Source organism: Nocardioides sp. zg-1230 (assembly GCF_013155335.1).
Classification (GTDB): Bacteria; Actinomycetota; Actinomycetes; order Propionibacteriales; family Nocardioidaceae; genus Nocardioides.
This window is the reverse complement of the sequence record NZ_JABJQZ010000004.1, coordinates 693,216-718,774: the sequence shown is the minus strand read 5'-3', so window position 1 is coordinate 718,774 and position 25,559 is coordinate 693,216. Positions and strand designations below refer to the sequence as shown.

Sequence of the window (25,559 nt, the reverse complement as noted above, 5' to 3'; positions counted from 1 at the left end):
GGTCACAAGTCTAACGACGGGGGCTGCACCACCCGCCGGACGCTCAGGACTGGGCGGATAACCTCGCCGGGTGCACAAGCTGCGGTTCCTGGTCTCGCGCCGCTGGATCGCCTTCGCGCTCGTGGTCGTCTTCCTGGCGTGGGTCGCCTGGCGGCTCGGTGAGTGGCAGTTCCACCGGCTCGCGGACCGCCAGGAGCGCAACGAGATCATCGAGCGCAACGAGAAGGCCGGCGCCGACCCCGTGACGGACGTCCTGGCGCCGGGACGGCCGGTGGTCGCGGCCGACGAGTGGCGCATCGTCGAGGCCACTGGGACCTACGCCGTCGAGGACACCGTGATCGTGCGCTACCGCACCCGCGAGGGTGCGGCCGGCGTCGACGTGGTGGTCCCCCTCGAGCTCGCCGACGGCACGAGCCTGCTGGTCGACCGCGGCTGGTTCGCGACCGACAACCGCGGCGCGTCGACCGCCGACGTGCCCGCCCCGCCCGACGGCGAGGTCGACATCACCGGCTGGGTGCGCCGCGACGCCGAGGGCGACAGCACCGCGGTCACCGACCAGTCGACCCGCGCCATCGACAGCGAGCAGATCGGCGAGGCACTGGGGCGCGAGGTGCTCGGTGGCTGGGTGGACCTCCGGTCCGAGTCGCCCGAACCCGCGACTCCGTTGGAGCCGGTGGAGCTCCCCGAGCTCGACGAGGGCCCGCACTTCTTCTACGGGCTGCAGTGGTGGTTCTTCGGCGCCCTGGCGATCTTCGGCTTCTTCTTCCTCATCTACGACGAGTGGCGCGGCGGTCGCGGGCCCTGGGGCAACCAGGCAGCGCCTGACCCCGAGCCGGCGCGGCCCCGACGACGTACGTGGCGCGAGCGGCTCGCCCCGGACGACGCTCCGGACGACGCCGCAGACGAATCAAAGGGCGCGGAGCAGACCACCGTCGACCGGGAGCATCACGCCCGTCAGGAATGACGCCGCCGGCGACAGCACGAACGCAGCGACCGCCCCGAACTCCGCGGGGTCGCCGTAGCGACCGAGCGGGATGGTCGCCACGGCGGCCTGCCGGGCCGCTTCGGGGTCCCCGGTCGAGGCGTCCAGCTCCGCGACGCGCTCGGTCGCGATCCGGCCCGGCAGGAACCCGTTGACGCGTACGCCGCGCGGGCCGAGCTCGTCTGCCAGCGTCTTGGCCACCATCGCCAGGCCCGGGCGCAGGCCGTTGGAGATCGCCATCTCCGGCAGTGGCGCCCGCACGCTCGAGGACAGCACGAGGCCCAGCGACCCGCCGGCCGGAAGGGCGGCGCCGAGCTCCCGCGCCAGGCGCACGGCGCCGAGGAACACCGACTCGAAGGCCGCGCTCCACTGCTCGTCGGATATCTCGGCGACCGGCCCCTTGGGCGGGCCGCCGACGCTGATCAGCGCGCCGTCCACGCGGCCGAACGCGTCGTCCGCGGCCGCGAGCAGCCGGCGCGGCGTCTCGCGATCGGCGTTGTCGGCCACGACACCGACCGCGGCGCGGCGGCCCGCGACCTCGTCCAGCGCGGCGGTCGCCTCGTCGAGCGACTCCTGCGAGCGACCGGACAGCACGACGCGCGCGCCCTCGGCGACCAGCACGTCTGCGGTCGCCCGACCGAGCCCGCGGGCCCCGCCGGTGACGATGAAGACGCGATCGGCCAGCTGCAGGTCCATTCCTCGACCCTAGCCGGGGACGACCTCGGACCGATCCTCACGGAACTGCGTGGCGTGGAGGGTGGCGTAGAGGCCGCCAATGGCGAGCAGCTCGGCGTGGGTGCCCTGCTGGACGACGCGGCCGTCGTCGAGGACGAGGATCAGGTCGGCGTTGCGGACCGTGGAGAGCCGGTGCGCGATGACCAGCGACGTACGTCCCTCGAGCGCGGCGTCGAGCGCCTGCTGGACGGCGGCCTCGGACTCGCTGTCGAGGTGGGCGGTGGCCTCGTCGAGGACGACGATGGCGGGCGCCTTGAGCAGCAGGCGGGCGATCGCGAGCCGCTGCCGCTCTCCCCCGCTGAGGCGGTAGCCGCGGTCGCCGACGACCGTGTCGAGCCCGTCGGGCAGCGACCGCACGAGGGACGCGATCTGCGCGGCCTCGAGCGCGGCCCACACGTCGGCCTCCGACGCGGCGGGGCGGGCGTAGAGCAGGTTGGCGCGGATCGTGTCGTGGAACATGTGGGCGTCCTGGGTGACGTAGCCGACCACGTCCTCCAGCGACTGGAGCGTGACGTCGCGCACGTCGTGCCCGCCGACGCGCACGGCACCGGACTCGACGTCGTAGAGCCGGGCGACGAGGTGCGTGACCGTCGTCTTGCCGGCGCCCGAGGGGCCGACGAGGGCGACCATCTGGCCGGGCTCGGCGGTGAAGGTGACGTCGTGGAGCACCTGCCCGGTGTCGCGGGACTCGCTGCGGGCGACGGTCTCGAGCGAGGCGAGGGAGATCTCGTCGGCGCGCGGGTAGGTGAACGCCACGTGGTCGAACTCCAGGCGGGAGGCCGACGGGGCGAGCGCGACGGCGTCGGGCTTCTCCTGGATGAGGGACGGCAGGTCGAGGACCTCGAAGACGCGGTCGAAGCTGACCAGTGCCGTCATCACGTCGATGCGCACGTTGGACAGGCCTTGCAGCGGCCCCAGCAGCCGGGTCAGCAGCACGCCGAGCGCGACGATGGTGCCGACCGAGAGGTCGCCGCGGATGGCCAGCCAGCCACCGATGCCGTACACGAGCGCGGTCGCCAGCGCCGGCACGAGCGTCATCGCGGCGAAGAAGATGCGGGTGAGCAGCGAGATCCGCACCCCGAGGTCGCGCACGACCGCGGCCTTATGGGCGTACGCGACGTCCTCGGCCTCGCGGCGTCCGAAGAGCTTGAGGAGCATGGCGCCGCCGACGTTGAAGCGCTCGGTCATGGCGTTGCCGAGGTCGGCGTTGCCGTCCATCTGCTGGCGCGAGAGGTCGGCGAGGCGGTTGCCCACGAGCCGCGAGGCGATCAGCAGGATCGGGAAGAGCGCCAGGCAGAGCACCGTCACCGGCCAGCTGAGGAACAGCATCGTCACGCCCACGACGACGGCCGCGATGATGTTGGAGACCGTGCCCTGCAACGTCGAGGTGAACGCTCGCTGCGCGCCGATGACGTCGTTGTTGAGACGGCTGACGAGCGCGCCGGTCTGGGTGCGGGTGAAGAAGGCGAGCGACTGCCGCTGCACGTGCGCGAAGACGCGGGTGCGGAGGTCGTAGATCAGCCCCTCACCGATCCGGCTCGACAGCCAGCCCGTGATGAGGCCGAAGCCGGCGTCCACGACGGCCACCAGCGCGACGACGAGGGCGAGCCAGATCACCATCGCCGTGTCACCCGTGCTCACGGCGTCGTCGATGATCGCCTTGAGCAGGAGCGGCGGCACCACGACCAGCGCCGCGTCGACCACCGTCACCCCGAGGAACGCAGCGATCAGCCGCCGGTGCGGGCGCGCGAAGCTGAGCACCCGGCGCAGCGTGCGGCGTTCGATCTTGCTGTCGACGACGCTCCGGTCACTGCGCAGGTGCCGCCACGGGGGGCCACCTGCGCCCGGTCCCATCGACATGCCTGCTCCTCCTGAGGTCCATCACCGTGAACCACCGGCGGGACCTCATTGTTCCTCAGCCCGCGAAGGCCGCGGCGACGGCGCGGAAGCGGCGTACCTGCGCCTCCCGCTCGAGGCGCCGCTGCTCGGCGAGGTCGCGGTCAGCGGCTCCCTGCAGCAGCCTCTTGGTCTCCGGGACGACGCCCGCCATGGGCGCGCACATCGCTGCCGCGAGGTCGGCGACGGCTGCGTCGAGCTCGGCCGCGGGCACACAGGTAGTGGCGAGGCCGATGCGGACGGCCTCCTCCCCCGGCACCACGCGCGCGGTCGCGCAGATCTCCAGCGCCCTGGCGTAGCCGACGTGCTCGACCAGCGGCTTGGTGCCGGTGAGGTCGGGCACCAGGCCGAGGGCGGACTCCTTCATCGAGAGCTTCGCGTCGTCGGCGACCACCCGGAGGTCGCACGCGAGGGCCAGCTGGAACCCGGCGCCGATGGCGTACCCGCGGACCTTGGCGATCGAGACGAACCGCGGGTCGCGCAGCCACGTGAAGCCGCGCTGGAACTCCTCGATCCGGGCCGAGGCCTCCTCGTCGCTCAGGGCCAGCAGGCCCAGGACCGTCCCCTCCCCGGCGTTGGCCGGGTCGAGCATGGCGCGGTCGAGGCCGGCGGAGAAGGTCTCGCCCTCCCCTTGCACCACCACCACACGTACGTCGTCGGGAAGGGCGGCACCGACCTCGGCGAGCGCCAGCCACATGGCGGGCGTCTGCGCGTTGCGGACCTCGGGGCGGTCGAGGGTGATCGTGGCGACCGCGCCGTCCACGTCGAGGCGGAGGCCGACCGCGGCGAGCTCTTCGGGAGTCATGGCCGCAGCGTACTACTGGTCAGTAACTACGCGAGGGAGACCAGGTCGGCGTAGTCCTCGCTCCAGAGGTCCTCGTCGCCGTCGGGCAGCAGCAGCACCCGGTCGGGGTCGAGGGCGCGCACCGCGCCCTCGTCGTGGGTGACCAGGATGATCGCGCCGGTGTAGCTCCGGATCGCGTGGAGCACCTCCTCGCGGGAGGCCGGGTCGAGGTTGTTGGTGGGCTCGTCGAGCAGCAGCACGTTGGCGCTCGACACCACCAGGATCGCCAGCGCGAGCCGGGTCTTCTCACCGCCGGACAGCACGCCGGCGGGCTTGTGCGCGTCGTCGCCGGAGAAGAGGAACGACCCCAGCACCGAACGCGCCTGGGTGTCGGTGAGCTCGGGCGCCGCGCTGTGCATGTTCTCGAGGACGGTGCGGTTCACATCGAGGGTCTCGTGCTCCTGGGCGTAGTAGCCCATCTTGAGCCCGTAGCCCGGCACGACCTCGCCGGTGTCGGGCTGGTCGACGCCGGCAAGGATGCGCAGCATCGTGGTCTTGCCGGCACCGTTGAGCCCGAGGATGACGACCCGGCTCCCCCGGTCGATCGCGAGGTCGACGGCGGTGAAGACCTCGAGCGAGCCGTAGGACTTGGACAGCTCGGTGCCCATGAGCGGGGTCTTGCCGCACGGCGCGGGCTCGGGGAACGCGATCCGCGCCACCTTGTCGGCCTGCCGCTCGGTCTCGATGCCGGCCATCATCTTCTCGGCGCGCTTGAGCATCGACTGCGCGGCCTGGGCCTTGGTCGCCTTGGCGCGCATCTTGTTGGCCTGGTCGGTGAGCACCTTTGCCTTGTTCTCGGCGTTCTGGCGCTCGCGCTTGCGGCGCTTCTCGTCGTCCTCGCGCTGGGTGAGGTAGTTGTGCCAGCCCATGTTGTAGATGTCGATGACGGCGCGGTTGGCGTCGAGGTGGAAGACCTTGTTGACCGTCGCCTCGAGCAGCGCGTTGTCGTGGCTGATGACCACGAAGCCGCCGCGGTGCGCCTTGAGGAAGTCGCGCAGCCACACGATGGAGTCGGCGTCGAGGTGGTTGGTCGGCTCGTCGAGGAGCATGATCTCGGCGCCCGAGAAGAGGATGCGCGCCAGCTCGACGCGGCGCCGCTGGCCGCCGGACAGCGTGCCGATCGGCTGCGCGAGGAGCCGCTCCTCGATGCCGAGGGCGGCCGCCATCTGCGCGGCCTCGGACTCGGCGGCGTACCCGCCACCGGCGTGCAGCTCGGCGTCGGCGCGCGACCACCGCTTCATGCCGCGCTCGTGGACCTTCGGGTCCTCGCTCGCCATGTCGACCTCGGCCTCGCGCAGGCGGCGTACGACGTCGTCGAGGCCGCGGGCCGACAGGATCCGGTCGCGGGCGATGACCTCGGGGTCGCCGACCCGGGGGTCCTGCGGGAGGTAGCCCACCTCACCGCTGCGCAGGACCTGTCCCGAGGCGGGCTGGCCCTCGCCGGCGAGGATGCGGGTGAGGGTCGTCTTGCCGGCTCCGTTGCGCCCCACGAGGCCCACCTTGTCGCCCGCGGCGATGCGGAAGGTGACGTCCTCCATGAGGAGCCGCGCGCCGGCTCTGACCTCGAGCTTCTGGGCGGTGATCATCGGGCGACATCCTACGAAGGGGTGGAGGCGAGAGCCCCATCGGCGACGCACGCGCTAACCTGCCCACGAGGTCGCTCCGACCGTCATGACCTGCGGAAAGGCAACACCCATGCGCTTCAACCCGAGAGCCGACATCAGCGGAGGCCGGGTCAGCGACGCGGGCCGCGGCGGCGGTGGCGGCGGCCCGATGCGGATGCCGCTGCCCGGCGGCACCCGAGCCGGCGGCGGCATCGGCGGCATCCTCATCATCATCCTGTTCGTGGTGCTGACCCAGTGCGTCGGCGGTGGCGGCGGCGGCGGGACCGGGATCGACCCGACCGGCCAGGGCGGGACCCCCGCGGGCATCGAGCAGGACAGCGAGCGCTACGCCAACTGCCGCACCGGAGCCGACGCCAACGAGGATGCGGACTGCGCCCGCAAGGCGGTGCTGCTCTCCCTTGAGCAGTACTGGGGCGCCACGCTGCCCGAGCAGGCCGGCGCCGAGCTTGCGCCCGCCCAGACCATCACCTTCAGCGGCGGCGTCAACACCGGCTGCGGCCAGGCGACCTCGCAGGTCGGACCGTTCTACTGCCCGGCCGACCAGCAGATCTACCTCGACACCACCTTCTTCGCCGACGTGCTCGAGGGCCAGCTCGGGGGCCAGGGCGGCGACTTCGTCGAGCCCTACGTGCTCGCCCACGAGTACGGCCACCACGTCCAGAACCTGATGGGCACCATGGGGCAGGTCCGCACCCAGCAGGGGCCCAACTCCGACGCCGTACGCCTCGAGCTCCAGGCCGACTGCTACGCCGGCATGTGGACCGCCCACGCCGAGGACAGCGAGCTGATCACGCTCGACGAGGGAGACATCGCGGAGGCCCTCGACTCGGCCAAGGCGGTCGGCGACGACCGGATCCAGCAGAAGTCCGGGCAGGGCGTCGACCCCGAGGGCTGGACCCACGGCTCGTCGGAGCAGCGGATGGCGTGGTTCACCCGGGGCTACCAGGAGGGCACCCTCGAGGCCTGCGACACCTTCTCCGCCTCGTCGCTCTGAGCCTCACCCGACGGGTTCAGCGGTCCTCGAGCAGCGCCTCGATCTGCCCTACCTGGCGCTGCATCGAGCGGATGTACGGCGCCACGCTGGGGTGGCGGAACTTCCCGGCCAGCGCTCCCTCCCCGTCCGCGACCCGCGCCAGCGCCCAGTCCAGGCGGGTCAGGGCGGTGTAGACGGCCATGACGCGGGCGCCGGTCACCACGGCGGCGCGATCCGCGAGGCCCGCGGGCAGCGCGGCGACGTACGCCTCCACAAGCGGCTCGACGTCCTCCCGGGTCGCCAGCGACAGGTAGCCGAGGTCGGCGCCGACCGGCCCCCGGCCGAGGTGCGCCCAGTCGATCGCCACGGCTCCGTCACCGTGCCGGCCGGGGATGTTGGCCGCCGACGGGTCGCCGTGCTGCGCCACCTGCGGGAGGGCGTCGCAGCGGTCGAGCCACTTCTCGCGACGTGACCAGAGGTGATCGGCGATGTCGGACACCGGCGTGCGGGCCAGGGTGCGCCAGCCTCCCCTGCGCTCGACGAGGCGCAGCCTGCTGCGCAGCTGGTCGCGGGCCAGCCACGGGTGCCCGCCCAGGTCGACGGCGGCGAAGCGCCCGAGGCAGGCCGCCAGCCACAACCCCGGCGGGTCCTGGGTCTCGACGCGCTCGTGGACCAGGGTGATGCCTTCCTCGTCCTCGTCGACCCGTACGACGGGCGCCTCGCGCAGCCCCGGCGCGTCGGCCACCACCCCACTCAGCGCGACGTCGGCGGCCCGCCGCCAGTAATTCACGTCGCCCGGCGCCAGCACCCCGGGCGCGTCGCGCAGGTCGGGAGCCTGCAGCCGCTTCACGACCACGTCGCGTCCCTGGTGAGTGGCGGACCACAGGCCCACGGTCGCGGGACCGGACCCCGGCAGCCGCTGCCAGCCCGGCTCCGGCTGCCAGCCCGCCACGGTGGAACCGTCCATGCGCGCGAACCTAGCGCACGCAGGGCGCGGATCTTCGCCAGCCGCTGCACCTAGGCTCGGGGGCATGCCTGACCGCCAGGAGAGATCGTGACCAGGTGGCTGCTGCTCGCGGCAGCCATCCTCTGTGAGGTCACCGCCACGCTGTCCCTGAAGGGCGCACTCGACCATCCAGCGCTCTACGTCGTCGTGGCCGTCGGCTACCTCGCCTCCTTCACACTCCTCGCGCTCGTCCTGCGCCAGGGCATGGCCCTTGGTGTCGCCTACGGTGTCTGGGCTGCGCTCGGCGTCGCCACCACCGCATTGATGTCGTCGCTGATCTTCGACGAAGCCTTCACCGCTCTCATGGGCCTCGGCGTCGTCCTCATCATGGCGGGCGTCCTGACCGTCGAAATCGGCTCCCAGCAAGCCCACCGGCACACCCAGGAAGCCCGCTGATGCAGTGGCTGTTCCTCGCAGGAGCCATCGTCTTCGAGGTCGGCGGAACCATCTCCTTGCGCATGGCTGCGAGTGGACGACGCGCCTACTACGCCGCCGTGGCCGTCGGCTACCTCTTCGCCTTCACCTTCCTGACGCTGGCACTCGACGAGGGCCTCGGCCTCGGTGTCGCCTACGGCATCTGGGCGGCCTCCGGTGTGGCCCTGACCGCTGTCGCCTCCAGGGTCCTCTTCCATGAACCCCTCACGCCAGTGATGATGGGCGGTATCGCCCTCATCGTCAGCGGCGTGCTTCTCGTGGAGATCGGCGCGGCCCGCTAGCCCTCGACGACGCAGGGGCCGAACAGCGACCTGTTCTCCTCGATCCATGCGATGTCGGCACGTTCCTCTGTCTCCACGCTGCCCTCGGCGACCCATGTCTTCTGGGGTTCGTGTCCTTGGGCGGCGAGGAACCGGACGTGCTCGCTGGTGTAGCGGATGCGCTGGACGACGGCGTCAGCGACGTCGAAGTCGGCCGGGGTCCCGTAGGCGTCGAGGAATGCCTCGATGCGCGCTCGCCGATCGGGGATCTCCGGGAAGTGGTGCCAGTCGAGGGCTGCCTGGTCGTCCCGGAACGGGGCGAACCACTGGAGGGCGTACGCGACGTCGCTGAGCCTGGGCGCGCGATGGAGGAAGTCCCAGTCGATGAGCGCGACAGCCTGTCCGTCCCGCCAGACGAAGTTCCAAGGGCCGGGGTCGCCGTGGACGAAGACGTCCTCGTCCTCGACTCCTGGTGCGGCGTAGACGGCGAAGTCGGGTGGGACCCAGTCAGAGGAGGCGTCGTGGATGCGCCGCAGGAGGTGTGCCGCCGATCGGAGCCCGTGCTCGTCGTGCTGGTGCTGCCACGCGTCGCCGCCGCTCTCGCCCTCGATGAAGCGGAGCGTGTCGGTCTCGCCGTCCAGCGAAACCGGCTCGGGGACACAGTCCAGGCCCTTCGCGCGAACATGCCGCAGGAACGAGTGCACGGTCGGCGTGCGTGGCCCAGCGGGTCGGGTGACCGTCTCGGCGGTCAGCTCGATGGTGCGGAACAGCTCGTTCACTTCGCCCGCTCGGTTCAGCACCTCGTCGTTCGCCACACGAGCACCCTCACACGAGCACTGGCCGAGCCACGAGTGGGTTTCGGCGATCAACGACTAAGCGCCGCCGCCACCGCCGTCCGACCCGTGACCGCCGTGACCAGCCTGGCTGCCGGTCCTGGTTGCCTTCACGGGCCCGCGGAGGACGTTCTCGATCACGAGACCGATGAGCAGAGCGACGAGTCCCAAGACGAGGTAGGTCATCGCGCCCACCGCCTACGCTCCGGTACGACATCACGCGTGAGATTCACCTGCATGATTCCCCCTCAGTGTCGAGAAGTCGAACTATGCCATCGGTAGCACTGCCGCGCGAGGGTGCGCGGCCTGACGACGGGCTGCGGGTCCGACGCCTAGGAAGCGAGGGTGTAGTTGCTGGCGAGCCTGAGCTCGAGTGGGGAGTAGCCGACGGTTCCGGCTGGGCCGCCGGGCAGTGGCGGTGAGGTGGAGCGGGTGATGCGGAGGTGTTCGGTGACGCCGTGGACCTCGTGGAGGCGGGTGTCGCCGGGGTCGGCGACCCAGGAGGTCCAGCCGGGTGACTCCTTGAGGTAGTTGCAGCGCTCGCACAGGCCCTGGCCGTTGCCGGCCTCGGTCGGACCGCCCTCGGCGACGCGGGTGACGTGGTCGTGGTGCCGGATCGGGGCGTTGCAGCCGGTGGTGCGGCAGGTGCCGCCGTCGCGGAGGTCGAGGAGCTCGGCCAGGAGGCCGTCGAAGCGCCTGCTGGTGGACTCCATCGCGACCAGCGCCCGGTCGGCCGGGGTGACGAAGAGCCGCCGGAGGGTGGCCTTGGCCGCCGCGCTGGCGCGGCGTACCCAGGCGGTGCACAGGGCGGCGGGCAGGAACCCCTCACCGAGGACGAGACCCGGTTCGGTGCCCTCACCGAGGAGGGACTCGACGCCGATGACGAGGTTCACGCGCACCGGGACCGGCTCGGTCACGGTCTCGTCGCCGGTGATCCGGGCGGCGAGGGTGTCGGCGCGGACCTGCCCGGCGGTGCGCGCGTCGCCCTCGGTGCGGGCGGTCGCGGCGGCGGTGTCAAGGGCCGCGCGGACCGCGGCGAGGACCTCGAGCGGCAGCGTGGCGATGAGCTGGCCGGTGCCGTCGTCGAGGCGACGCGAGGTGACCCGGCGCTCGGCACGGGCGCGGGCGTGGCGGCGGGTCTCGGACTCGGCGGCGTGGGTGAGGCAGGAGCGGCGCACCGCCTGACGCAGGCGGACGTCGCCCAGGCCGGCGAGCCGTGGGGCGAGGTCGGCGTCGACCTCCCTGCGCTGCTCGGGGGTGAGGTGGGCCACCTCACGCGCGATCGCAAAGGCACGCTCCTCGGTCAGCTCCCCGCGGGCCAGTGCCGCCAAGGTGAGGGGGAGGTGGTCACGCAGCCGCCGCGAGAGCAGCACCCGCCGCTCGCCCGCGTGAGGACTGGCCATCGTGGCGAGCGCGACCTCGGCGCCGATCGACATCGCCCGCGGCGGCCTGCGCCGACCGCGTACCGGAACGTCCTCGCTGTCGCCGGCGTCAGCGAAGGTGGCCGCCACGACAACCTGGGCGGCCGCGACGGCGGACTTGACTCGCTGGAGGGCCTCGAGCTGGTCGAGCTGGTCGACCGGCGTGGCACCGGGCGGCAGGTCGGCGAGCAGATCGGCAAGGGCGTGCAGGTCCTCGGCCTGCCACACCTGCCCGTCTGTTTGAGCCGCCATCTCATCTCCCCGAGTCATCGAACGTGTGTTCGATCATCTCATGCGACTCCTCATCGGTCAACGCATCGACGGACATCGGTGGACAACTTGGAGCCACGACCCGACGGGCTCGTCAGGCGTTGACGACGTCCACGGCGATCGACTGCGCCTGGAGCACCGCCTGGTCGAGGACCGCCCGCCCCGGGTCGGGCACCGGCAGCCACGGGTCGACACGCGTGACCGACGAAAGGCGCGGGTCGTCGAGCACGGCGTCGACGGCAGCGTGGTCCCCGCCGGCCACGACGAGGCGGACGCCGCCGAGGATCCGTGCGGCGTGGTCGGCGGCCGCCTCGTAGGCCTGCCGGGCCTGGTTGTCCCGGCGGCGGGCGAAGCGCTGCTGGCTCTGGCCGCCGGCCTTCGTGCGCCCCTGCACGTGCCGCTGGCCGACCTTGTGCTCGACGAGTGCGGCGCCGCTCATCCGGGCCACGGCGAAGCCGCCCTTGCGCACGAGCAGCACGCCCCACTCCCCCGGCGCCACGGCGGCCGCGGCGAAGTCGGCTGCCTCAGCCGCGCCGTCGTACGTCGTCGCGAACGGCAGGCGGGCGGCGAAGTGGGACCCGTCGGCGGCGTCGCCGCGCAGCGCGCCCCCGGATACCGAGAGCTCGGCCCCGCCGTGGCCGGTCGCGAAGTTGGCGACCCACCGCTCCCATCGCGCGGACGGGACGAGGACTTCGGGCACGCGCCTGAACCTAGCCGGTCGGCACCTCGGGGCGGGTGGACTGGTCGCTGACCCGCGGGAACGGGGTCAGCGAGAACACCGCCTCGACGGGGACGCCGAAGAAGGCCGCGATGCGCAGGGCGAGGTCGAGGCTCGGGCTGTTCTCGCCACGCTCGAGGTAGCCCACGGTCTGGTAGTGGACCCCCAGTGCGGTGGCGAGGTCGCGTCGACTCACCCCCTGCTCGGCGCGGAGCAGGGCGATGCGGTTGTGCACGGAGTCGCTCACGGGGCCCACCTCACCTGACCCACTGTGTCGCAGCCTCGCGCGCGGCTGCGACCTGGGACCCCGACTGGCGGCGCGCCATGCGGCGAAGCAGCGTCGGTGCGACGAGCGCGCCGACGATCGCCCAGGCGCCGAGCACGGCCACGGTCTGGAGCGTGCGCCACGAGCCACCGATCTCGGCGACCATGTAGGAGTCGGGCAGGAAGGCGGATCGCATCCCGAGTCCGAGCCAGTACATCGGGAACACCTGGGCCACGACCTGGACCCAGCCCCAGAGCTCCTGCACGGGGTAGAAGATCCCGGAGATCCCGGCGAGGACCATGACGGGCAGCATCCCCCACATCCCGACCTTCTGGACGCTCGGGACGAGGGCACCGATCATCATCCCGATCGGCAGCGTCGCGAGCAGGCCGAGCACCAGGACCCAGGCGACGGTGAACCAGCCGCTCGGGTGGGCCATCAGGTCGTCGAAGAGGAGGAAGCTCGGCACCAGGACTGCCACCGTCTGCGGGACCAGGCTCGCCGAGTGGAGCACGAGCTGACCCGAGAAGTAGCCGACGAGGCCGTGGGGCACCGCCTTGGCGCGGAGCAGGGTGCCGTCCTCCTTCTCCATGGCCAGGCTGTAGGCAGGGCCGATCACGAGCCCGAACGCGATCAGCCCGGCGAGGATGCTCGGCAGCGCGACCGACGGCAGCATGAGACCGGTGTCGTCGACCGGGGTGTCCCGACGGAGGTACAGGTAGCCGACCGCGAGGGCCGCGGTGAACAGGTAGAACCACTGGTCCTGCGAGCTGCGCAGGCTGAGCATGAACTCGGTCCAGCCGCGCCGGAGACCCAGGCGTACGGCGCGCGTGACGGCCGACGAGGCCGACGGGTCGGACATCAGACCACCTCCGTGAAGGCGCGGACGGCCTCGTCGGACTGACCGGACTCATAACGCTGGACGAGGTCGAGGTACGCGTCCTCGAGGCTGGCGCGGCGGACCTCGAGGTCCGTGACGGGATCGCCCTGCTCATTGAGCAGCCGGCGGACGAACTCGGTCGCGTCGTCGGTCGAGTGCACGAACCGTTCGCCCCCGCGCGACCACTTCACCTCCACCCCCAGCGCCGCCCGCAGGGCGAGCTGCTCGGCGGTGTCGTCGGCGACGATCTTCCCGCCGGCCAGGATCAGCACCCGGTCGGCCAGCTTCTCCGCCTCGTCGAGGTCGTGGGTCGTGAGCAGGATCGTCGTGTGCTCGAGGTCGGCCAGCCGGTGCACGACCTGGTGGAACTCGCGGCGCGCCTGCGGGTCGAAGCCTGCGGTGGGCTCGTCGAGGAAGAGCAGCTCGGGTCGTCCGATGATGCCCATGGCGACGTCGAGCCGGCGACGCTGGCCGCCCGAGAACGTCGCGATCTTCTGGTCAGCGAGGTCGACGAGGCCGACGACCTCCAGCAGCTCCTCGGTGGGCACCGGGCGCCGTCGATCGGGTGTGGAGTACGTCGCGTAGTAGCCGCCGACCTGGTCGAGCAGGCTGCGCGGGGTCCACCGTGCGTGGTCCCGCCAGGACTGGAGCACCACACCGGTGCGAACGCGCCAGGCCTCGCTCGCGCGGCGCGGGTCCTCACCCAGCACGTCGATCTCGCCGGCCGATCGCTCGCGGAAGCCCTCGAGGATCTCGATGGTCGTCGTCTTGCCCGCACCGTTGGGCCCGAGCAGGCAGACCACCTCCCCCGCGCCGATCGTGAAGTCCAGCCCGGTCAGCACGTCGGTGTCGCCGTACCGCATGCGCAGGTCGCGGACCGTGATGACGGGCGCGACGAAGGCCATGCCCACGAAGGTAGTACTCGTGCTATCCCTGTAGCAAGGGTGCTACATCAGCCTCACAGGAAGTCGAGCGGGTCGAACTCGTCGATCGGGATGACCCGGGTGCGCGGCAGCGGGGTGTTGAACGCGCCGAGGTCGTACTCGAGGTCGAAGATCCGCAGACCCGGGAGGTTGCGGAACTGCGCGTTGACGAACTCGGTGAAGCCGATGACGCCGACCTGCCTGCTGCCGTCGCAGAGCGCGGAGACCTGGTCGACGAAGTCGCCGTCGTGGCTGACCAGCACCACGTCGGCCTCGCGCTGGACGAGCGCCTCGGCGGTGCGCTGGATGGCGATGTCGACGACCTTGCCCTCGCCGCTCAGCGGGATCGGCTTGAAACCGATCGCGAGCAGCGCCTGCACGAAGCTGATCGGCAGCTCGGTGGTGGCGGCGAGGAAGAACAGGCCGGTGACGTCCTGGTCGAAGGCCCGCTCGGCCCACTCCAGGAGCCGGTCCCAGCGTGGCCGTTCCTCCGGACGCGGACGCCGGCCCAGGATCGAGGTGCCCAGGGTGGCGTCGATGTTCTCCCCGTCGACGAGGAGGTAGGTCATCCGCTCAGCCATGCGAGGACTCTCCCACACGCCGTCGCGTGGCTCAGGCCTGGTAGACGACCTCGAACGACTCGGTCACGTCGTCGCCGGTGACGGTCACGTCGCTGACCTCGATCAGCGCCCGCGGCCTGCCCGAGCCGTCGCACAGGATCGACAGCACGCCGGCCTGGGGCAGGTCGCCGGCGTAGTCCGCCACGGCGGCGGTCGTGCTGCCCCGCTCCTCGGCCAGCACGGTCTCGACGTAGGCGTCGGACTCCTCCGCCGAGTCGCCGTACGCCCAGGCCGGGGGCGGCACGGACTCCAGCGTCGTCGGCCCGAAGTAGGTCGGCGCCGCGTTGAGCTTGGCGTGGAAGCGGGCGAGGTCCCAGAAGACCCGCAGCTCCTCGTGGTCGAACTCGATCTCGCTGAGCTCGACGGCGCTGAACTCGACGTTGTGGGGGTCGACCTCGGGATCCATGAGGCGAAGGGTAGCCAGTCACGCCACGGCGGCGACGTACGCCGCGAAGTCGCGCGCCGCCTCCATCGACCCCGGACGTGGCGGGGCCTGCGGGTCGAGCCCGAGGTCGCGGTCGGCGAGCACCTGCTGCAGCAGCGGGCGCCACGTCGGGTCGCCGTGCACCATCGCCCACCGCAGCGCGTCGCGCTTGCTGGCGACCTCGCCCGTGCGGATCGTGTAGAGGCTGCGGCTCGCCTGCACGACGAGGTAGCGCTGGCACCACGCGATGGTCGGCGGGCACCAGCCCAGCACCTCGTCGGTCAGGGTCGTGAGGCCCGCCCGGGCACTGTCGCGCAGCACGTCGTCGGGGACCGGGTCCATCAGCTGCACCGGGCACGGGCCGAGGAGGGTGATGCCGTGCTCGCGCAGGATCCAGCGCGTCCACGGCTGGTTGCAGTGCTCGGACCACGACATGACGTCCGAGCCGTGGTCGACGAAGAGCCACTCCCGGCCCAGCCCCGCCACCGACCTGAGGTCCTCCGCGACGGCGTACGAGCCCTCGAGGTGTCCGTGCCAGAAGCCGTCGCGGTGCGGCAGGTCGGCGTGGAGCCGCCGTAGTGCGGCCTCGTGCTCGGCGTCGGGCCGTTCGCGCACCACGACGAGGAAGTCGCAGTCGCTGTGGAGGTCACCTGCCCCCAGCGCGAACGACCCCTGCAGGTAGGCGCCGACGAACGACTCGCCCAGCGCCTCCTGGGCACCGGTGACGAGGTCATGGAGCACGCCGTTGAGCTCGGCGTAGCGCGTGGGGTGGGGGTTCAGCACGCATGGAGTGTGCGCCTGCGGAGGCGCCGCCGCCACGGATTATCCGTGCGGGGCCAGCGGCGACCTCTGGTCCGCCTTCACCCTGCGGGCTACGGTCGAAGTCCCACCCTCTCGGAGGTCTCATGCGCCGCCTGACCGTCTCCTCTGCCGCCGCCGTCCTCGCCGTGACCCTGCTGCCTGGCGCCGTCACCCACCACCGCAGCCGTCGCTCCCCCGGACCGCCCGTTCCCGGCTCGCATGGAGCTGCCTGACGGCTTCCAGCCCGAGGGCATCGCCCTCGGTCCCGGGCCGACGGCCTGGTTCGGCTCGCGCGCCGACGGCGACATCTACGAGGTCTCGCTGCGCACCGGCGAGGGCTCGGTGATCAGCCAGGGCCCGGGCACCCCATCGGTCGGCATGAAGTCGGACCGGCAGGGCCGGCTCTACGTCGCCGGCGGCACCTCCGGCACCGCTCGTGTCGTCGACACGGCAACCGGCGAGGTGGTGCGGGACATCCCGCTCTCGTCCGCGCCCACCTTCGTCAACGACGTCGTGCTGAGCCGGTCGGCTGCGTGGTTCACCGACTCCAACCGGCCCCAGCTCTACCGTGTCGACCGTGGCCCCGACGGGGAGCCGGGCACGGCGGCGACCACCCTCGCCCTGACTGGCGAGTGGGTGCAGGGCACGGGGTTCGGGGCCAACGGCATCAGCACGACGCCCACGGGGCGCGGCCTGCTCGTGGTCAACTCGACGACGGGCCTGCTCTACCGCGTCGACCCGGCCACCGGCGAGGCGACCGAGGTCGATCTCGGGGGCGCCTCCCTCACCATGGGTGACGGGATGCTGCGGCACGGGCGCACGCTCTACGTCGTACGCAATCGAATCAACGAGGTCGCCGTCCTGCGCCTCTCGCGCACCGGCCTGTCCGGTCGACTAGTGCGGACCATCACCGCTGACGACCTCGGATCGGACACGTCGTTCGACGTCCCCACCACCGTCGCGAAGTTCGGCGCGAACCTCTACCTGCCCAACGCGCGGTTCTCCACCCCGCCCACCCCGGACACCGACTACTGGGTGACCAAGGTGCGGGCGAAGGCGGGGAGCTGACGGCGCCCGTCGAGGTTTCGAGCGTCAGACGTTGAAACCCAGGGCGCGCAGCTGCTCGCGGCCGTCGTCGGTGATCTTGTCCGGGCCCCACGGGGGCATCCAGACCCAGTTGATGGCCACGTCGCCGACGAGGCCCTCGAGGGCCGACTCGGTCTGGTCCGTGATCACGTCGGTCAGCGGACACGCCGCAGACGTGAGCGTCATGTCGAGCACCGCGTTGCTGTGCTCGTCGAGGTGCACGCCGTAGACGAGGCCGAGGTCGACGACGTTGATCCCGAGCTCGGGGTCGACGACGTCCTTCATCGCCTCGGTCACGTCGTCGACGGTCACCGTCGAGGTGCCGCCGCCCTGTCCGGCCTCGGGCACGTCGGGGAGGTCGCCGTGATCGATGCCCTGGGTGTCGGTCATGAGGTGGCTCCTTCAGATTGGGCCTGGGTGGTCGCGTCCTTCCACGCCATCCAGGAGAGCAGTGCGCACTTCACGCGCGCGGGGAACTTGGCGACACCGGCGAACGCGATGCCGTCCTCGAGGACGTCCTCGTCGGGCTCGACCTGCCCCTTGCCCTGCATGAGGTCGAGGAAGGTCTGGTGGATCGACATCGCCTGGTCGACCGGCTTGCCGATGACGAGGTCGGTCAGCACCGACGCCGACGCCTGCGAGATCGAGCAGCCGACGCTGTCGTACGACACGTCCTGCACGACAACCCCGTCCGGGCCGTCGGCGAGGTGCACCCGGAGGGTGACCTCGTCGCCGCAGGTCGGGTTGACGTGGTGCACCTCGGACTCGAACGGGTCGCGCAAGCCCTTGTGGTGCGGGTTCTTGTAGTGGTCCAGGATGATCTCCTGGTAGAGGCTGTCGAGCTCGGCACTCATGGTCATCCCACCTTGAAGTAGCTGCGGGTGTGGTGGAGGCCCTCGACCAGCGCGTCGATCTCGGCCGGCGTCGTGTAGAGGTAGGACGACATCCGCGTCGAGCTCTGCACGCCGAACCGGGCATGCGCCGGCTTCGCGCAGTGGTGGCCGGCCCGCACCGCGACCCCGCGCGAGTCGAGGACCTGCGCGATGTCGTGCGGGTGGACGCCGGCGAGCTCGAAGGAGATCGCTCCGCCACGGTCGGCCGCGTCGAGCGGACCGAGGACGGTGAGGCCCGGCACGGACTGCAGGCCCTCGAGGGCGTACGCCGTGATCGTCTGCTCGTGGCGGTGGATCGCGTCGAGCCCGATGTGGCGCAGGTAGTCGACGGCCGCGCCGAGACCGACGGCCTCGACGATCGGCGGGGTGCCGGCCTCGAAGCGGTGCGGCACCTTGGCGTAGGTCGACCGCGCCATGGTCACGGTCTCGATCATCTCGCCGCCACCGTGGAACGGGGGCAGCTCGTTGAGGAGCTCCTCGCGCCCCCACAGCACACCGATACCGGTCGGACCGGTGACCTTGTGCCCGGTGAAGACCAGGAAGTCACAGCCCGTGGCCTGGACGTCGACCGGCAGCTGCGGCGCCGCCTGCGAGGCGTCGATCACCGAGAGGGCGCCGACGGCCTTCGCCCGGGCGACGAGGTCGGTGACCGGGTTGATCGTGCCGAGCATGTTGGACACCCAGGTGAAGGCGACGACCTTGGTGTGCTCGTCGACGAGCTGCTCCGCGTTGGTCAGGTCGAGCCGGCCGTCGTCGGTCAGCCCGAACCACCGCAGCTCCGCGCCCGACCGCTCGCAGGCGAGCTGCCACGACACGATGTTGGAGTGGTGCTCCATCTCGGTGATGACGACGTTGTCGCCGGGGCCGAGCTCGATCGTGCGGGCCAGCAGGTTGAGCGCCTCGGTCGCGTTCTTGGTGAAGATGACCTCGTTGCGCGAGGGCGCGTTGAGGAAGCTCGCGACCTGGTCGCGGGCCGCCTCGTAGGCCTCGGTCGATTCGGCGCCGAGCTGGTGCATGGCGCGCGCGATGTTGGCGTTGTGCCGCTCGAGGTGGTCGACCATCGTGTCGATGACGACCTGCGGCTTCTGCGAGGTGTTGGCGCTGTCGAGGTAGACCAGCGGCACTCCGCCCGCGAGCGTGCGCTCGAGGATCGGGAAGTCCTTGCGGATCACGTCGAGATCCGGAAGCAGTCCTTCCATCATGGTCTCCTTCGATGTGGGCGGTCTGGGCGGTCTCAGACCTGCGCGGCCTTGAGGTACTTGTCGTAGCCCTCGGCCTCGAGCTGGTCGGCGAGCTCCTTGCCACCGGACTCGGCGACCTTGCCGTCGACGAAGACGTGGACGTAGTCGGGCTCGATGTAGCGCAGGATGCGGGTGTAGTGGGTGATCAGCAGGACACCCTTGCCCTCGCGCTGCCGGAACCGGTTGACGCCCTCGGAGACGATTTTGAGCGCGTCGATGTCGAGGCCCGAGTCGGTCTCGTCGAGCACCGCGACCGTGGGGTCGAGCAGCTCGAGCTGGGCGATCTCGTGGCGCTTCTTCTCACCGCCGGAGAAGCCCTCGTTGACGCTCCGGGTGCCGAAGCTCGGGTCGAGGTTGAGCCGCTCGAGGGCGCCGTTGACGTCCTTGACCCACGTGCGCAGCTTGGGGGCCTCGCCGTCGATCGCGGTCTTCGCGGTGCGGAGGAAGTTCGACACCGAGACGCCGGGGACCTCGACCGGGTACTGCATGGCGAGGAAGAGGCCCGCACGGGCGCGCTCGTCGACCGAGAGCGACAGCACGTCCTGGCCGTCGAGGGTCACCGTGCCGCCGGTGATCGTGTACTTCGGGTGGCCGGCGATCGAGTAGGCCAGCGTCGACTTGCCGGAGCCGTTGGGCCCCATGATCGCGTGGGTCTCCCCATCCTTGATGGTGAGGGTGACGCCCTTGAGGATCTCCTTGGGGCCGTCCTCGGTGTCGACGGTGACGTGCAGGTCGGTGATCACGAGCTTGCTCATGCGGGGGTGACTCCGTTCAGGGTGGTCTCGGTGTCGACGTACACGTCGCTGGTGCCGTCGGCATTGGCGCGTACGTCGATCGGGAAGGTGGCGACCGGCTCGGTCGCGGGGAGGTTGGTGGGCTTGCCGGTGCGGAGGTCGAACATCGACCCGTGCAGCCAGCACTCGATCTGGCAGTCGGCGACCTCGCCCTCGCTGAGGGCGACCGCGGCGTGGCTGCACTCGTTCTCCAGCGCGAAGACCTCGTCGCCGTCGCGGGCGATGACGACCTCGTAGCGACCGAGAGTCACAGCGAGGCCCTGGTCGGCCTTGACCTCGTCGAGCGCGCAGGCGCGTTCGAAGGCCATCAGGCCTCCGACCCGAAGGCCGCGAGCGAGCCGACGTCCTTGAGGACGTTCTTGGCCAGCTCGGCCTCGACGGTGGTGAGCAGGCGGTCCTCGATCGAAGGCACGCCCACCTGACGGATGAGGTCGTTGAAGAAGCCGTGCACCACCAGCCGCTGCGCCTCCTGCTCGGAGACACCGCGCGACTGGAGGTAGAAGAGCTGGTTGTCGTCGAAGCGGGCGGTGGCCGAGGCGTGACCGGCGCCCTCGATCTCACCGGTCTCGATCTCGAGGTTGGGGATCGAGTCGGCCTGGCAGCCGTCGGTGAGGACCAGGTTGCGGTTCTCCTCGTAGGTCTCGATGCCCTCGGCGACCTTGCGGATCAGCACGTTGCCGACCCAGACCGTGTGCGCCTTCTCGCCCTGCAGCGCGCCCTTGTAGACCGCGTGGGACTTGGTGCGGGGGGCGGTGTGGTCGGCGAAGATCCGGTGCTCGATGTGCTGGCCGGCGTCGGCGAAGTAGAGCCCGAGCAGCTCTGCCGAGCCGCCGGGACCGTCGTACGTGACGTTGGCGTCCATCCGGACCAGGTCGCCGCCGAAGGAGATCGCGGCGTGCTTGTACGTCGCGTCGCGCCCGACCCGGGCCTGGTGGTGCGACAGGTGGACCGCGTCGTCGGCCCAGTCCTGGATCGAGACGACGCTGGCCTCGGCGCCGTCCGCGACGACGACCTCGACCACGGCAGCCACGGCGGCAGAGCCGGTGTGGTTGAGCACCACGACGGCCTTGCTGTGCCGACCGAAGCGCAGGACGACGTGAGCACCGCTGGTGAGCTCGGCGTCCGTGCCGTCGACCTCGAGGACGATGGGCTCCCCCGCCTCGACGTCAGCCGGGACGTCGACCAGCAGGGTCGACGGCACCTCGGAGAGGACCCGCGCGGTGAACCGGGTGTTGGGCACCCAGCCGCTCACGCCCCGCAGCGCGGAGGCCTCGTCGCCGGTGACGACACCGACGGACACGCCCTCGGGCGCCGTCCAGGAGGCCTTCACGTTGCGGCCGTCGAGCGGCGCGTCGGCGTGCAGGCCCTTGAGCCGCTTGAGCGGAGTGAAGCGCCAGATCTCCTCGCGGCCGGTCGGGACCTCGTGGTCGGCGACGTCGAACGAGCCGGCCGGGTGGAGGTGGCTCTCCACCTTGCCGTGCTCGGGACCCTGCTCCAGCGCGGAGCGGACGGAATCAGTGGTGACGGTCAAAGCTCTTCTTTCTACGTACGTCGGACGGGTCGGCGGCAGCGGGCGTCAGCCCACAGCCCCTTCCATCTGCAGCTCGATGAGGCGGTTGAGCTCGAGGGCGTACTCCATCGGCAGCTCCTTGGCGATCGGCTCGACGAAGCCGCGCACGATCATCGCCATCGCCTCGTCCTCCTCCATGCCGCGCGACATGAGGTAGAAGAGCTGGTCGTCGGAGACCTTCGAGACGCTGGCCTCGTGGCCCATCGACACGTCGTCCTCGCGGATGTCGACGTAGGGGTAGGTGTCGCTGCGGCTGATCTGGTCGACCAGCAGCGCGTCGCACAGCACGTTGGACTTCGAGCCGTGGGCGCCCTCGTTGACCTGGATCAGGCCGCGGTACGACGTGCGCCCGCCGCCGCGCGCCACCGACTTGCTCAGGATCGAGCTCGAGGTGTGCGGCGCCGCGTGCACCATCTTGGCGCCGGCGTCCTGGTGCTGGCCCTCACCGGCGAACGCGATCGACAGCGTCTCGCCCTTGGCGTGCTCGCCCATGAGGTAGACGGCGGGGTACTTCATCGTCACCTTGGAGCCGATGTTGCCGTCGACCCACTCCATGGTCGCGCCGGCCTCGCAGGTGGCGCGCTTGGTGACGAGGTTGTAGACGTTGTTGGACCAGTTCTGGATGGTCGTGTAGCGGACGCGGGCGCCCTTCTTGACGACGATCTCCACGACCGCGGAGTGCAGCGAGTCGGAGGAGTAGATCGGCGCGGTGCAGCCCTCGACGTAGTGGACGTAGGAGTCCTCGTCGGCGATGATCAGCGTCCGCTCGAACTGGCCCATGTTCTCGGTGTTGATCCGGAAGTAGGCCTGGAGCGGGATGTCGACGTGGACGCCCTTCGGGACGTAGATGAACGAGCCGCCCGACCACACCGAGGTGTTGAGCGCGGCGAACTTGTTGTCACCGACCGGGATGACGGTGCCGAAGTACTCCTTGAAGAGGTCCTCGTGCTCCTTCAGCGCGGTGTCGGTGTCGACGAAGATGACGCCCTTCTCCTCGAGGTCCTCGCGGATCGAGTGGTAGACGACCTCGGACTCGTACTGGGCGGCGACACCGGCGACCAGGCGCTGCTTCTCCGCCTCCGGGATGCCGAGCTTGTCGTAGGTGTTCTTGATGTCCTCGGGCAGGTCCTCCCACGAGGTGGCCTGCTTCTCCGAGGAGCGCACGAAGTACTTGATGTTGTCGAAGTCGATCGTCGACAGGTCGGAGCCCCACGTCGGCATCGGCTTGCGGTGGAAGAGCTTGAGGCCCTTCAGGCGCAGGTCGAGCATCCACTGCGGCTCGGACTTCTTGCCGGAGATGTCGCGCACCACGTCCTCGTTGAGGCCACGGGTGGCGGCAGCACCGGCGTCGTCGGAGTCGGCCCAGCCGAACTCGTACTTGCCGATGCCCTTGAGCTCCGGGTTGAGTTCTTCGATGGAGGTCATGCCTTCTCCTTCTCGCTGGTCTTCGTGGTCTGGGGGGTCTGGGGGATGCACGTGGTGCACACGCCGTCGCCGTGGGCGATGGTCGCCAACCGCTGGACGTGGGTGCCGAGGACGGAGGCGATCGCCTCGGTCTCGGCCTCGCAGAGCTGCGGGAACTCGTGGGCGACGTGGGAGACCGGGCAGTGCTGCTGGCACAGCTGCTCCCCCACGACCGGAAGTTCCCGCACCGATGCGGCGTAGCCGTTCTGGGTGAACACCCGCGCCAGCGCCTCGGCGGGCGTCAGGTCGGGGTCCGCGGCCATGACGGCCGCGTAGTCGCGCTCGACGAAGGCCACCCGTCGCCGCGCGAACTCGACGACGGCGTCCTCGCCCTGGGTCTCGGCCAGGAAGCGCATCGCCTGGACGGCGAGGTCGTCGTACTGCTGGTCGAAGCTGTCGCGCCCGGCCTCGGTGAGGGCGAAGACCTTTGCGGGCCGCCCGCGACCGCGGGTGCCGTAGACCTTCTGGTCGCGCGCCTCCACGACTCCCTCCTCGACCAGGTGGTCGAGGTGCCGACGTACGGCGGCCGGGGTGAGGTCGAGCCGGAGGGCGAGATCGGCGGCCGTCGAGGGGCCGTTCTCGAGGATCGTGCGGGCCACGCGGTCGCGCGTGGGCGCATCGCCCTCACGCTGTGCCGTCGACGTCCTCACGAATTCCACAACGACAGTGTGTCGTTATTGCTTCCCGTCGTTCAAGCAAGGGTCGCCTAAGTCACCTGGCCCACCGCCCGCCGGCCCTCAGTCGGCGGTGCGGGCGCGGAAGGTGCGGATCGCCAGCGGCGCCACGACCGCGGTGATGAGGATGATCCAGCCGATCGTGAACGGGATCGGGTGGTGCATCGGGAACGCCGCACCCTCGGCGAGCGGCTGGTCGTTGCCCCAGAGCACGCGGACGGCCTGGGTCAGCGAGGAGATAGGGTTCCACTCGGCGATGAACCGCAGGAAGGCCGGCATCTGGTCGGTCGGCGCGAAGGTGTTGGCCAGGAACGTGATGGGGAACATGGTCGCGAACATCACGCCGTTGACGGCCTCGACCGAGCGCATCGCGGAGCCGACCCAGATGCCGACCCAGATCATCGCGAACCCCCACCCGACGAGCAGGACGTAGCCGAAGGCCGCCTGGAGGACGTCGGTGTGGATGCGCCACCCGATGAGCAGGCCGGTCAGCGACATGGTGACGAGGCCGATCGAGGAGTGGACGAGGCTGGAGATGCTGCGGCCCACCAGCACGGCCGCCGGGACGATGGGCAGCGACCGCATCCGGTCGACGATGCCCTTGTCGAGGTCGGCAGTGAGCCCCACGGCCACGATGAAGGACGCGAACGCGACCGTCTGCGCCATGATCCCCGGGAGGAGGAACGCCCGGTAGCCCGCCTCCGTGTCGACGGAGATCGACGAGCCGAAGACGAACGCAAACAACAGCACGAACATCACCGGCTGGATGGTGACGTCGAGCAGCATCTCGGGCATCCGCCGGATGTGGAGGAAGTTGCGACGGGCGATGGACCAGGACTGGGTCATCAGGCCCGTCGGGCGGATCTCGGGTCGCTCGAGGGTCCTCATCGGACGGTCTCCCTGCTCTGGTCGGTGTCGCCGGCGTCGTGCGCGGCCCCGTCGTCACGCTCCTCCGCGCGGTGGCCCGTGAGGTGGAGGAACACGTCGTCCAGGCTGGGCCGCTTCAGCCCGATGTCGTCGAGGACGATCCCGCTGTCGTCGAAGATGCCCGCGACGCGGGTCATGTGGCCCAGGCCCTCAGCGGGGGCGGTGATCTGCCGGGCTCCCTCGTCGACGTGCATCTCGCGCACGTGGGGAGCCAGCAGCGTCCGGGCCTCGTCGAGGGCCTGTGCCCGGGAGACGGTGACGACGAGGGCGGCCGCACCGGACTGGTCCTTCAGCTGCAACGGGGTCCCCTCCGCGATGACGGTCCCCCGGTCGATGACCACGATGTTGTCGGCCAGCTGGTCGGCCTCCTCGAGGTATTGCGTCGTCAGCAGCAGGGTCGTGCCGTCGGCCACCAGCTCGCGCAGCACCTCCCACAGCTCGACGCGGGACCGCGGGTCGAGACCCGTCGTCGGCTCGTCGAGGAATAGCACAGGTGGGGTGGCGATGAGGCTGACTGCCAGGTCGAGCCGTCGCCGCATGCCGCCGGAGTAGGTCTTGGCGGTGCGGTCGCCCGCCTCCGCCAGGGAGAACCGCTCCAGCAGGTCCTCGCTGGCGCGGGCGATGTAGCCCTTGTCGAGGCCGTAGAGCTGGCCGATGAGGCGGAGGTTCTCCCGGCCGGTGAGCAGCTCGTCAACGGTGGCCGCCTGGCCGGTGAGCCCCATGCTGCTGCGCACCGCGTCGGGTTCGGTGAGGACGTCGTGGCCGGCGACCCGGGCCGTGCCGGAGGTGGGGCGCGTCAGGGTGGTCATCATGCGCACCGTGGTCGTCTTGCCGGCGCCGTTGGGGCCCAGCAGCCCGAGCACGGAGCCCTGCGGGACGACGAACGAGACGTCGTCCACCGCAAGGGTGTCGCCGAAGCGCTTGACCAGGTGCTCGGCCTCGATCGCATGGTGTGGGCTCATGGCGACCACGCTAGCCATGGGGACCGACAGCCGCTCC

General features: G+C 70.9%; 29 protein-coding genes. 5 read left to right on the top strand and 24 right to left on the bottom strand.

Annotated elements, in window-relative coordinates; all coding sequences use genetic code 11:
• Nucleotides 1-70 precede the first annotated feature (70 nt).
• The gene (locus HOO61_RS15390; RefSeq protein ID WP_172259855.1) at nucleotides 71-964 is read left to right on the top strand and encodes an SURF1 family protein; all 894 of its coding nucleotides are present in this window, start codon (nucleotides 71-73) and stop codon (nucleotides 962-964) included.
• On the opposite strand, the gene HOO61_RS15385 is transcribed toward HOO61_RS15390, so the two are convergent.
• Genes HOO61_RS15385 through HOO61_RS15370 form a run of 4 tightly spaced genes read right to left on the bottom strand, consistent with a single transcriptional unit; the run spans nucleotide 908 to nucleotide 6,043 of the window.
• Nucleotides 908-1,678: an SDR family oxidoreductase gene (locus HOO61_RS15385; RefSeq protein WP_172259853.1), complete on the bottom strand. Its 771-nt coding sequence runs from the start codon at nucleotides 1,676-1,678 to the stop codon at nucleotides 908-910. The two genes, HOO61_RS15390 and HOO61_RS15385, sit on opposite strands and share 57 nt — an antisense overlap.
• Nucleotides 1,679-1,687: 9 nt before the next feature.
• Nucleotides 1,688-3,577, bottom strand: a complete 1,890-nt coding sequence (locus HOO61_RS15380) for an ABC transporter ATP-binding protein (protein WP_253942399.1) — start codon at nucleotides 3,575-3,577, stop codon at nucleotides 1,688-1,690.
• Between the two features lie 55 nt (nucleotides 3,578-3,632).
• Nucleotides 3,633-4,418 (bottom strand): enoyl-CoA hydratase/isomerase family protein, encoded by a 786-nt coding sequence (locus HOO61_RS15375; protein ID WP_172259851.1) that lies wholly within the window; start codon nucleotides 4,416-4,418, stop codon nucleotides 3,633-3,635.
• A 26-nt stretch (nucleotides 4,419-4,444) separates the two neighbouring features.
• Complete coding sequence (locus tag HOO61_RS15370) at nucleotides 4,445-6,043, bottom strand: ABC-F family ATP-binding cassette domain-containing protein (RefSeq protein WP_172259849.1); 1,599 nt, start codon at nucleotides 6,041-6,043, stop codon at nucleotides 4,445-4,447.
• Nucleotides 6,044-6,152: 109 nt separating this feature from the next.
• Here HOO61_RS15370 and HOO61_RS15365 point away from each other — a divergent pair, with 109 nt between their 5' ends.
• Entirely contained in the window at nucleotides 6,153-7,076 is a 924-nt protein-coding gene (locus HOO61_RS15365) for a neutral zinc metallopeptidase (protein ID WP_172259847.1), read from the top strand.
• Nucleotides 7,077-7,092: 16 nt separating this feature from the next.
• Here the strand turns inward: HOO61_RS15365 and HOO61_RS15360 are convergent, their stop codons facing one another.
• The gene (locus tag HOO61_RS15360) at nucleotides 7,093-8,022 is read right to left on the bottom strand and encodes a phosphotransferase (RefSeq protein ID WP_172259845.1); all 930 of its coding nucleotides are present in this window, start codon (nucleotides 8,020-8,022) and stop codon (nucleotides 7,093-7,095) included.
• 87 nt (nucleotides 8,023-8,109) lie between these two features.
• On the opposite strand from HOO61_RS15360, the gene HOO61_RS15355 reads away from it, so the two are divergent.
• Both HOO61_RS15355 and HOO61_RS15350 read left to right on the top strand, forming a co-directional pair.
• Nucleotides 8,110-8,457 carry an SMR family transporter gene (locus HOO61_RS15355; RefSeq protein ID WP_172259843.1) on the top strand — a complete coding sequence of 116 codons (348 nt, stop codon included), beginning with the start codon at nucleotides 8,110-8,112 and terminating at the stop codon, nucleotides 8,455-8,457.
• Nucleotides 8,457-8,777, top strand: coding sequence for a multidrug efflux SMR transporter (locus tag HOO61_RS15350; RefSeq protein WP_172259841.1), 321 nt, complete (start codon nucleotides 8,457-8,459; stop codon nucleotides 8,775-8,777). The genes HOO61_RS15355 and HOO61_RS15350 overlap by 1 nt, the downstream gene beginning before the upstream one ends.
• Here the strand turns inward: HOO61_RS15350 and HOO61_RS15345 are convergent.
• The 9 genes from HOO61_RS15345 to HOO61_RS15305 all read right to left on the bottom strand — a co-directional run bounded on the left by HOO61_RS15345 (nucleotide 8,774) and on the right by HOO61_RS15305 (nucleotide 15,893).
• Nucleotides 8,774-9,571: an aminoglycoside phosphotransferase family protein gene (locus HOO61_RS15345; protein ID WP_216658922.1), complete on the bottom strand. Its 798-nt coding sequence runs from the start codon at nucleotides 9,569-9,571 to the stop codon at nucleotides 8,774-8,776. The genes HOO61_RS15350 and HOO61_RS15345 overlap by 4 nt on opposite strands.
• A gap of 350 nt (nucleotides 9,572-9,921) precedes the next feature.
• Nucleotides 9,922-11,280, bottom strand: a complete 1,359-nt coding sequence (locus HOO61_RS15340; RefSeq protein WP_172259839.1) for an HNH endonuclease — start codon at nucleotides 11,278-11,280, stop codon at nucleotides 9,922-9,924.
• A gap of 94 nt (nucleotides 11,281-11,374) precedes the next feature.
• Nucleotides 11,375-11,980: an acVLRF1 family peptidyl-tRNA hydrolase gene (locus HOO61_RS24210; protein ID WP_172259837.1), complete on the bottom strand. Its 606-nt coding sequence runs from the start codon at nucleotides 11,978-11,980 to the stop codon at nucleotides 11,375-11,377.
• A 10-nt stretch (nucleotides 11,981-11,990) separates the two neighbouring features.
• Entirely contained in the window at nucleotides 11,991-12,245 is a 255-nt protein-coding gene (locus tag HOO61_RS15330; protein ID WP_172259835.1) for a helix-turn-helix transcriptional regulator, read from the bottom strand.
• Nucleotides 12,246-12,255: 10 nt separating this feature from the next.
• Nucleotides 12,256-13,125: an ABC transporter permease gene (locus HOO61_RS15325; RefSeq protein WP_172259833.1), complete on the bottom strand. Its 870-nt coding sequence runs from the start codon at nucleotides 13,123-13,125 to the stop codon at nucleotides 12,256-12,258.
• On the bottom strand, nucleotides 13,125-14,048 hold the full coding sequence (locus tag HOO61_RS15320; RefSeq protein ID WP_172259831.1) for an ABC transporter ATP-binding protein: 924 nt from the start codon (nucleotides 14,046-14,048) through the stop codon (nucleotides 13,125-13,127). The genes HOO61_RS15325 and HOO61_RS15320 overlap by 1 nt, the downstream gene beginning before the upstream one ends.
• Nucleotides 14,049-14,101: 53 nt before the next feature.
• Nucleotides 14,102-14,647: an NYN domain-containing protein gene (locus HOO61_RS15315; RefSeq protein WP_172259829.1), complete on the bottom strand. Its 546-nt coding sequence runs from the start codon at nucleotides 14,645-14,647 to the stop codon at nucleotides 14,102-14,104.
• A 31-nt stretch (nucleotides 14,648-14,678) separates the two neighbouring features.
• Nucleotides 14,679-15,092, bottom strand: coding sequence for a hypothetical protein (locus HOO61_RS15310; protein ID WP_172259827.1), 414 nt, complete (start codon nucleotides 15,090-15,092; stop codon nucleotides 14,679-14,681).
• 18 nt (nucleotides 15,093-15,110) lie between these two features.
• On the bottom strand, nucleotides 15,111-15,893 hold the full coding sequence (locus HOO61_RS15305; RefSeq protein WP_216658921.1) for an aminoglycoside adenylyltransferase domain-containing protein: 783 nt from the start codon (nucleotides 15,891-15,893) through the stop codon (nucleotides 15,111-15,113).
• Between the two features lie 237 nt (nucleotides 15,894-16,130).
• Between HOO61_RS15305 and HOO61_RS15300 the strand changes: the two genes are divergently transcribed.
• Entirely contained in the window at nucleotides 16,131-16,979 is an 849-nt protein-coding gene (locus HOO61_RS15300; RefSeq protein ID WP_216658920.1) for an SMP-30/gluconolactonase/LRE family protein, read from the top strand.
• A 24-nt stretch (nucleotides 16,980-17,003) separates the two neighbouring features.
• On the opposite strand, the gene HOO61_RS15295 is transcribed toward HOO61_RS15300, so the two are convergent.
• The 10 genes from HOO61_RS15295 to HOO61_RS15250 form a co-directional block, all read right to left on the bottom strand.
• A complete protein-coding gene (locus HOO61_RS15295; RefSeq protein ID WP_172259825.1) occupies nucleotides 17,004-17,387 on the bottom strand; it encodes a metal-sulfur cluster assembly factor in 384 nt (127 codons plus the stop codon).
• Nucleotides 17,384-17,851 carry a Fe-S cluster assembly sulfur transfer protein SufU gene (gene sufU / locus HOO61_RS15290; RefSeq protein WP_301539047.1) on the bottom strand — a complete coding sequence of 156 codons (468 nt, stop codon included), beginning with the start codon at nucleotides 17,849-17,851 and terminating at the stop codon, nucleotides 17,384-17,386. The genes HOO61_RS15295 and sufU overlap by 4 nt, the downstream gene beginning before the upstream one ends.
• 2 nt (nucleotides 17,852-17,853) lie before the next feature.
• Nucleotides 17,854-19,089, bottom strand: a complete 1,236-nt coding sequence (locus tag HOO61_RS15285) for a cysteine desulfurase (RefSeq protein ID WP_172259821.1) — start codon at nucleotides 19,087-19,089, stop codon at nucleotides 17,854-17,856.
• A 35-nt stretch (nucleotides 19,090-19,124) separates the two neighbouring features.
• Nucleotides 19,125-19,886 carry a Fe-S cluster assembly ATPase SufC gene (sufC, locus tag HOO61_RS15280; protein WP_172259819.1) on the bottom strand — a complete coding sequence of 254 codons (762 nt, stop codon included), beginning with the start codon at nucleotides 19,884-19,886 and terminating at the stop codon, nucleotides 19,125-19,127.
• On the bottom strand, nucleotides 19,883-20,233 hold the full coding sequence (locus HOO61_RS15275; RefSeq protein ID WP_172259817.1) for a non-heme iron oxygenase ferredoxin subunit: 351 nt from the start codon (nucleotides 20,231-20,233) through the stop codon (nucleotides 19,883-19,885). Before HOO61_RS15275 ends, sufC begins: the two co-directional genes overlap by 4 nt.
• Nucleotides 20,233-21,456 (bottom strand): Fe-S cluster assembly protein SufD, encoded by a 1,224-nt coding sequence (gene sufD, locus HOO61_RS15270; RefSeq protein WP_172259815.1) that lies wholly within the window; start codon nucleotides 21,454-21,456, stop codon nucleotides 20,233-20,235. The genes HOO61_RS15275 and sufD overlap by 1 nt, the downstream gene beginning before the upstream one ends.
• Before the next feature lie 45 nt (nucleotides 21,457-21,501).
• A complete protein-coding gene (gene sufB / locus HOO61_RS15265; protein WP_172259813.1) occupies nucleotides 21,502-22,920 on the bottom strand; it encodes a Fe-S cluster assembly protein SufB in 1,419 nt (472 codons plus the stop codon).
• Nucleotides 22,917-23,618, bottom strand: coding sequence for a metalloregulator ArsR/SmtB family transcription factor (locus HOO61_RS15260; RefSeq protein ID WP_172259811.1), 702 nt, complete (start codon nucleotides 23,616-23,618; stop codon nucleotides 22,917-22,919). The genes sufB and HOO61_RS15260 overlap by 4 nt, the downstream gene beginning before the upstream one ends.
• A 78-nt stretch (nucleotides 23,619-23,696) precedes the next feature.
• Complete coding sequence (locus HOO61_RS15255; protein WP_172259809.1) at nucleotides 23,697-24,521, bottom strand: ABC transporter permease; 825 nt, start codon at nucleotides 24,519-24,521, stop codon at nucleotides 23,697-23,699.
• Nucleotides 24,518-25,522 (bottom strand): ATP-binding cassette domain-containing protein, encoded by a 1,005-nt coding sequence (locus HOO61_RS15250; protein WP_172259807.1) that lies wholly within the window; start codon nucleotides 25,520-25,522, stop codon nucleotides 24,518-24,520. Before HOO61_RS15250 ends, HOO61_RS15255 begins: the two co-directional genes overlap by 4 nt.
• Nucleotides 25,523-25,559: the final 37 nt, after the last annotated feature.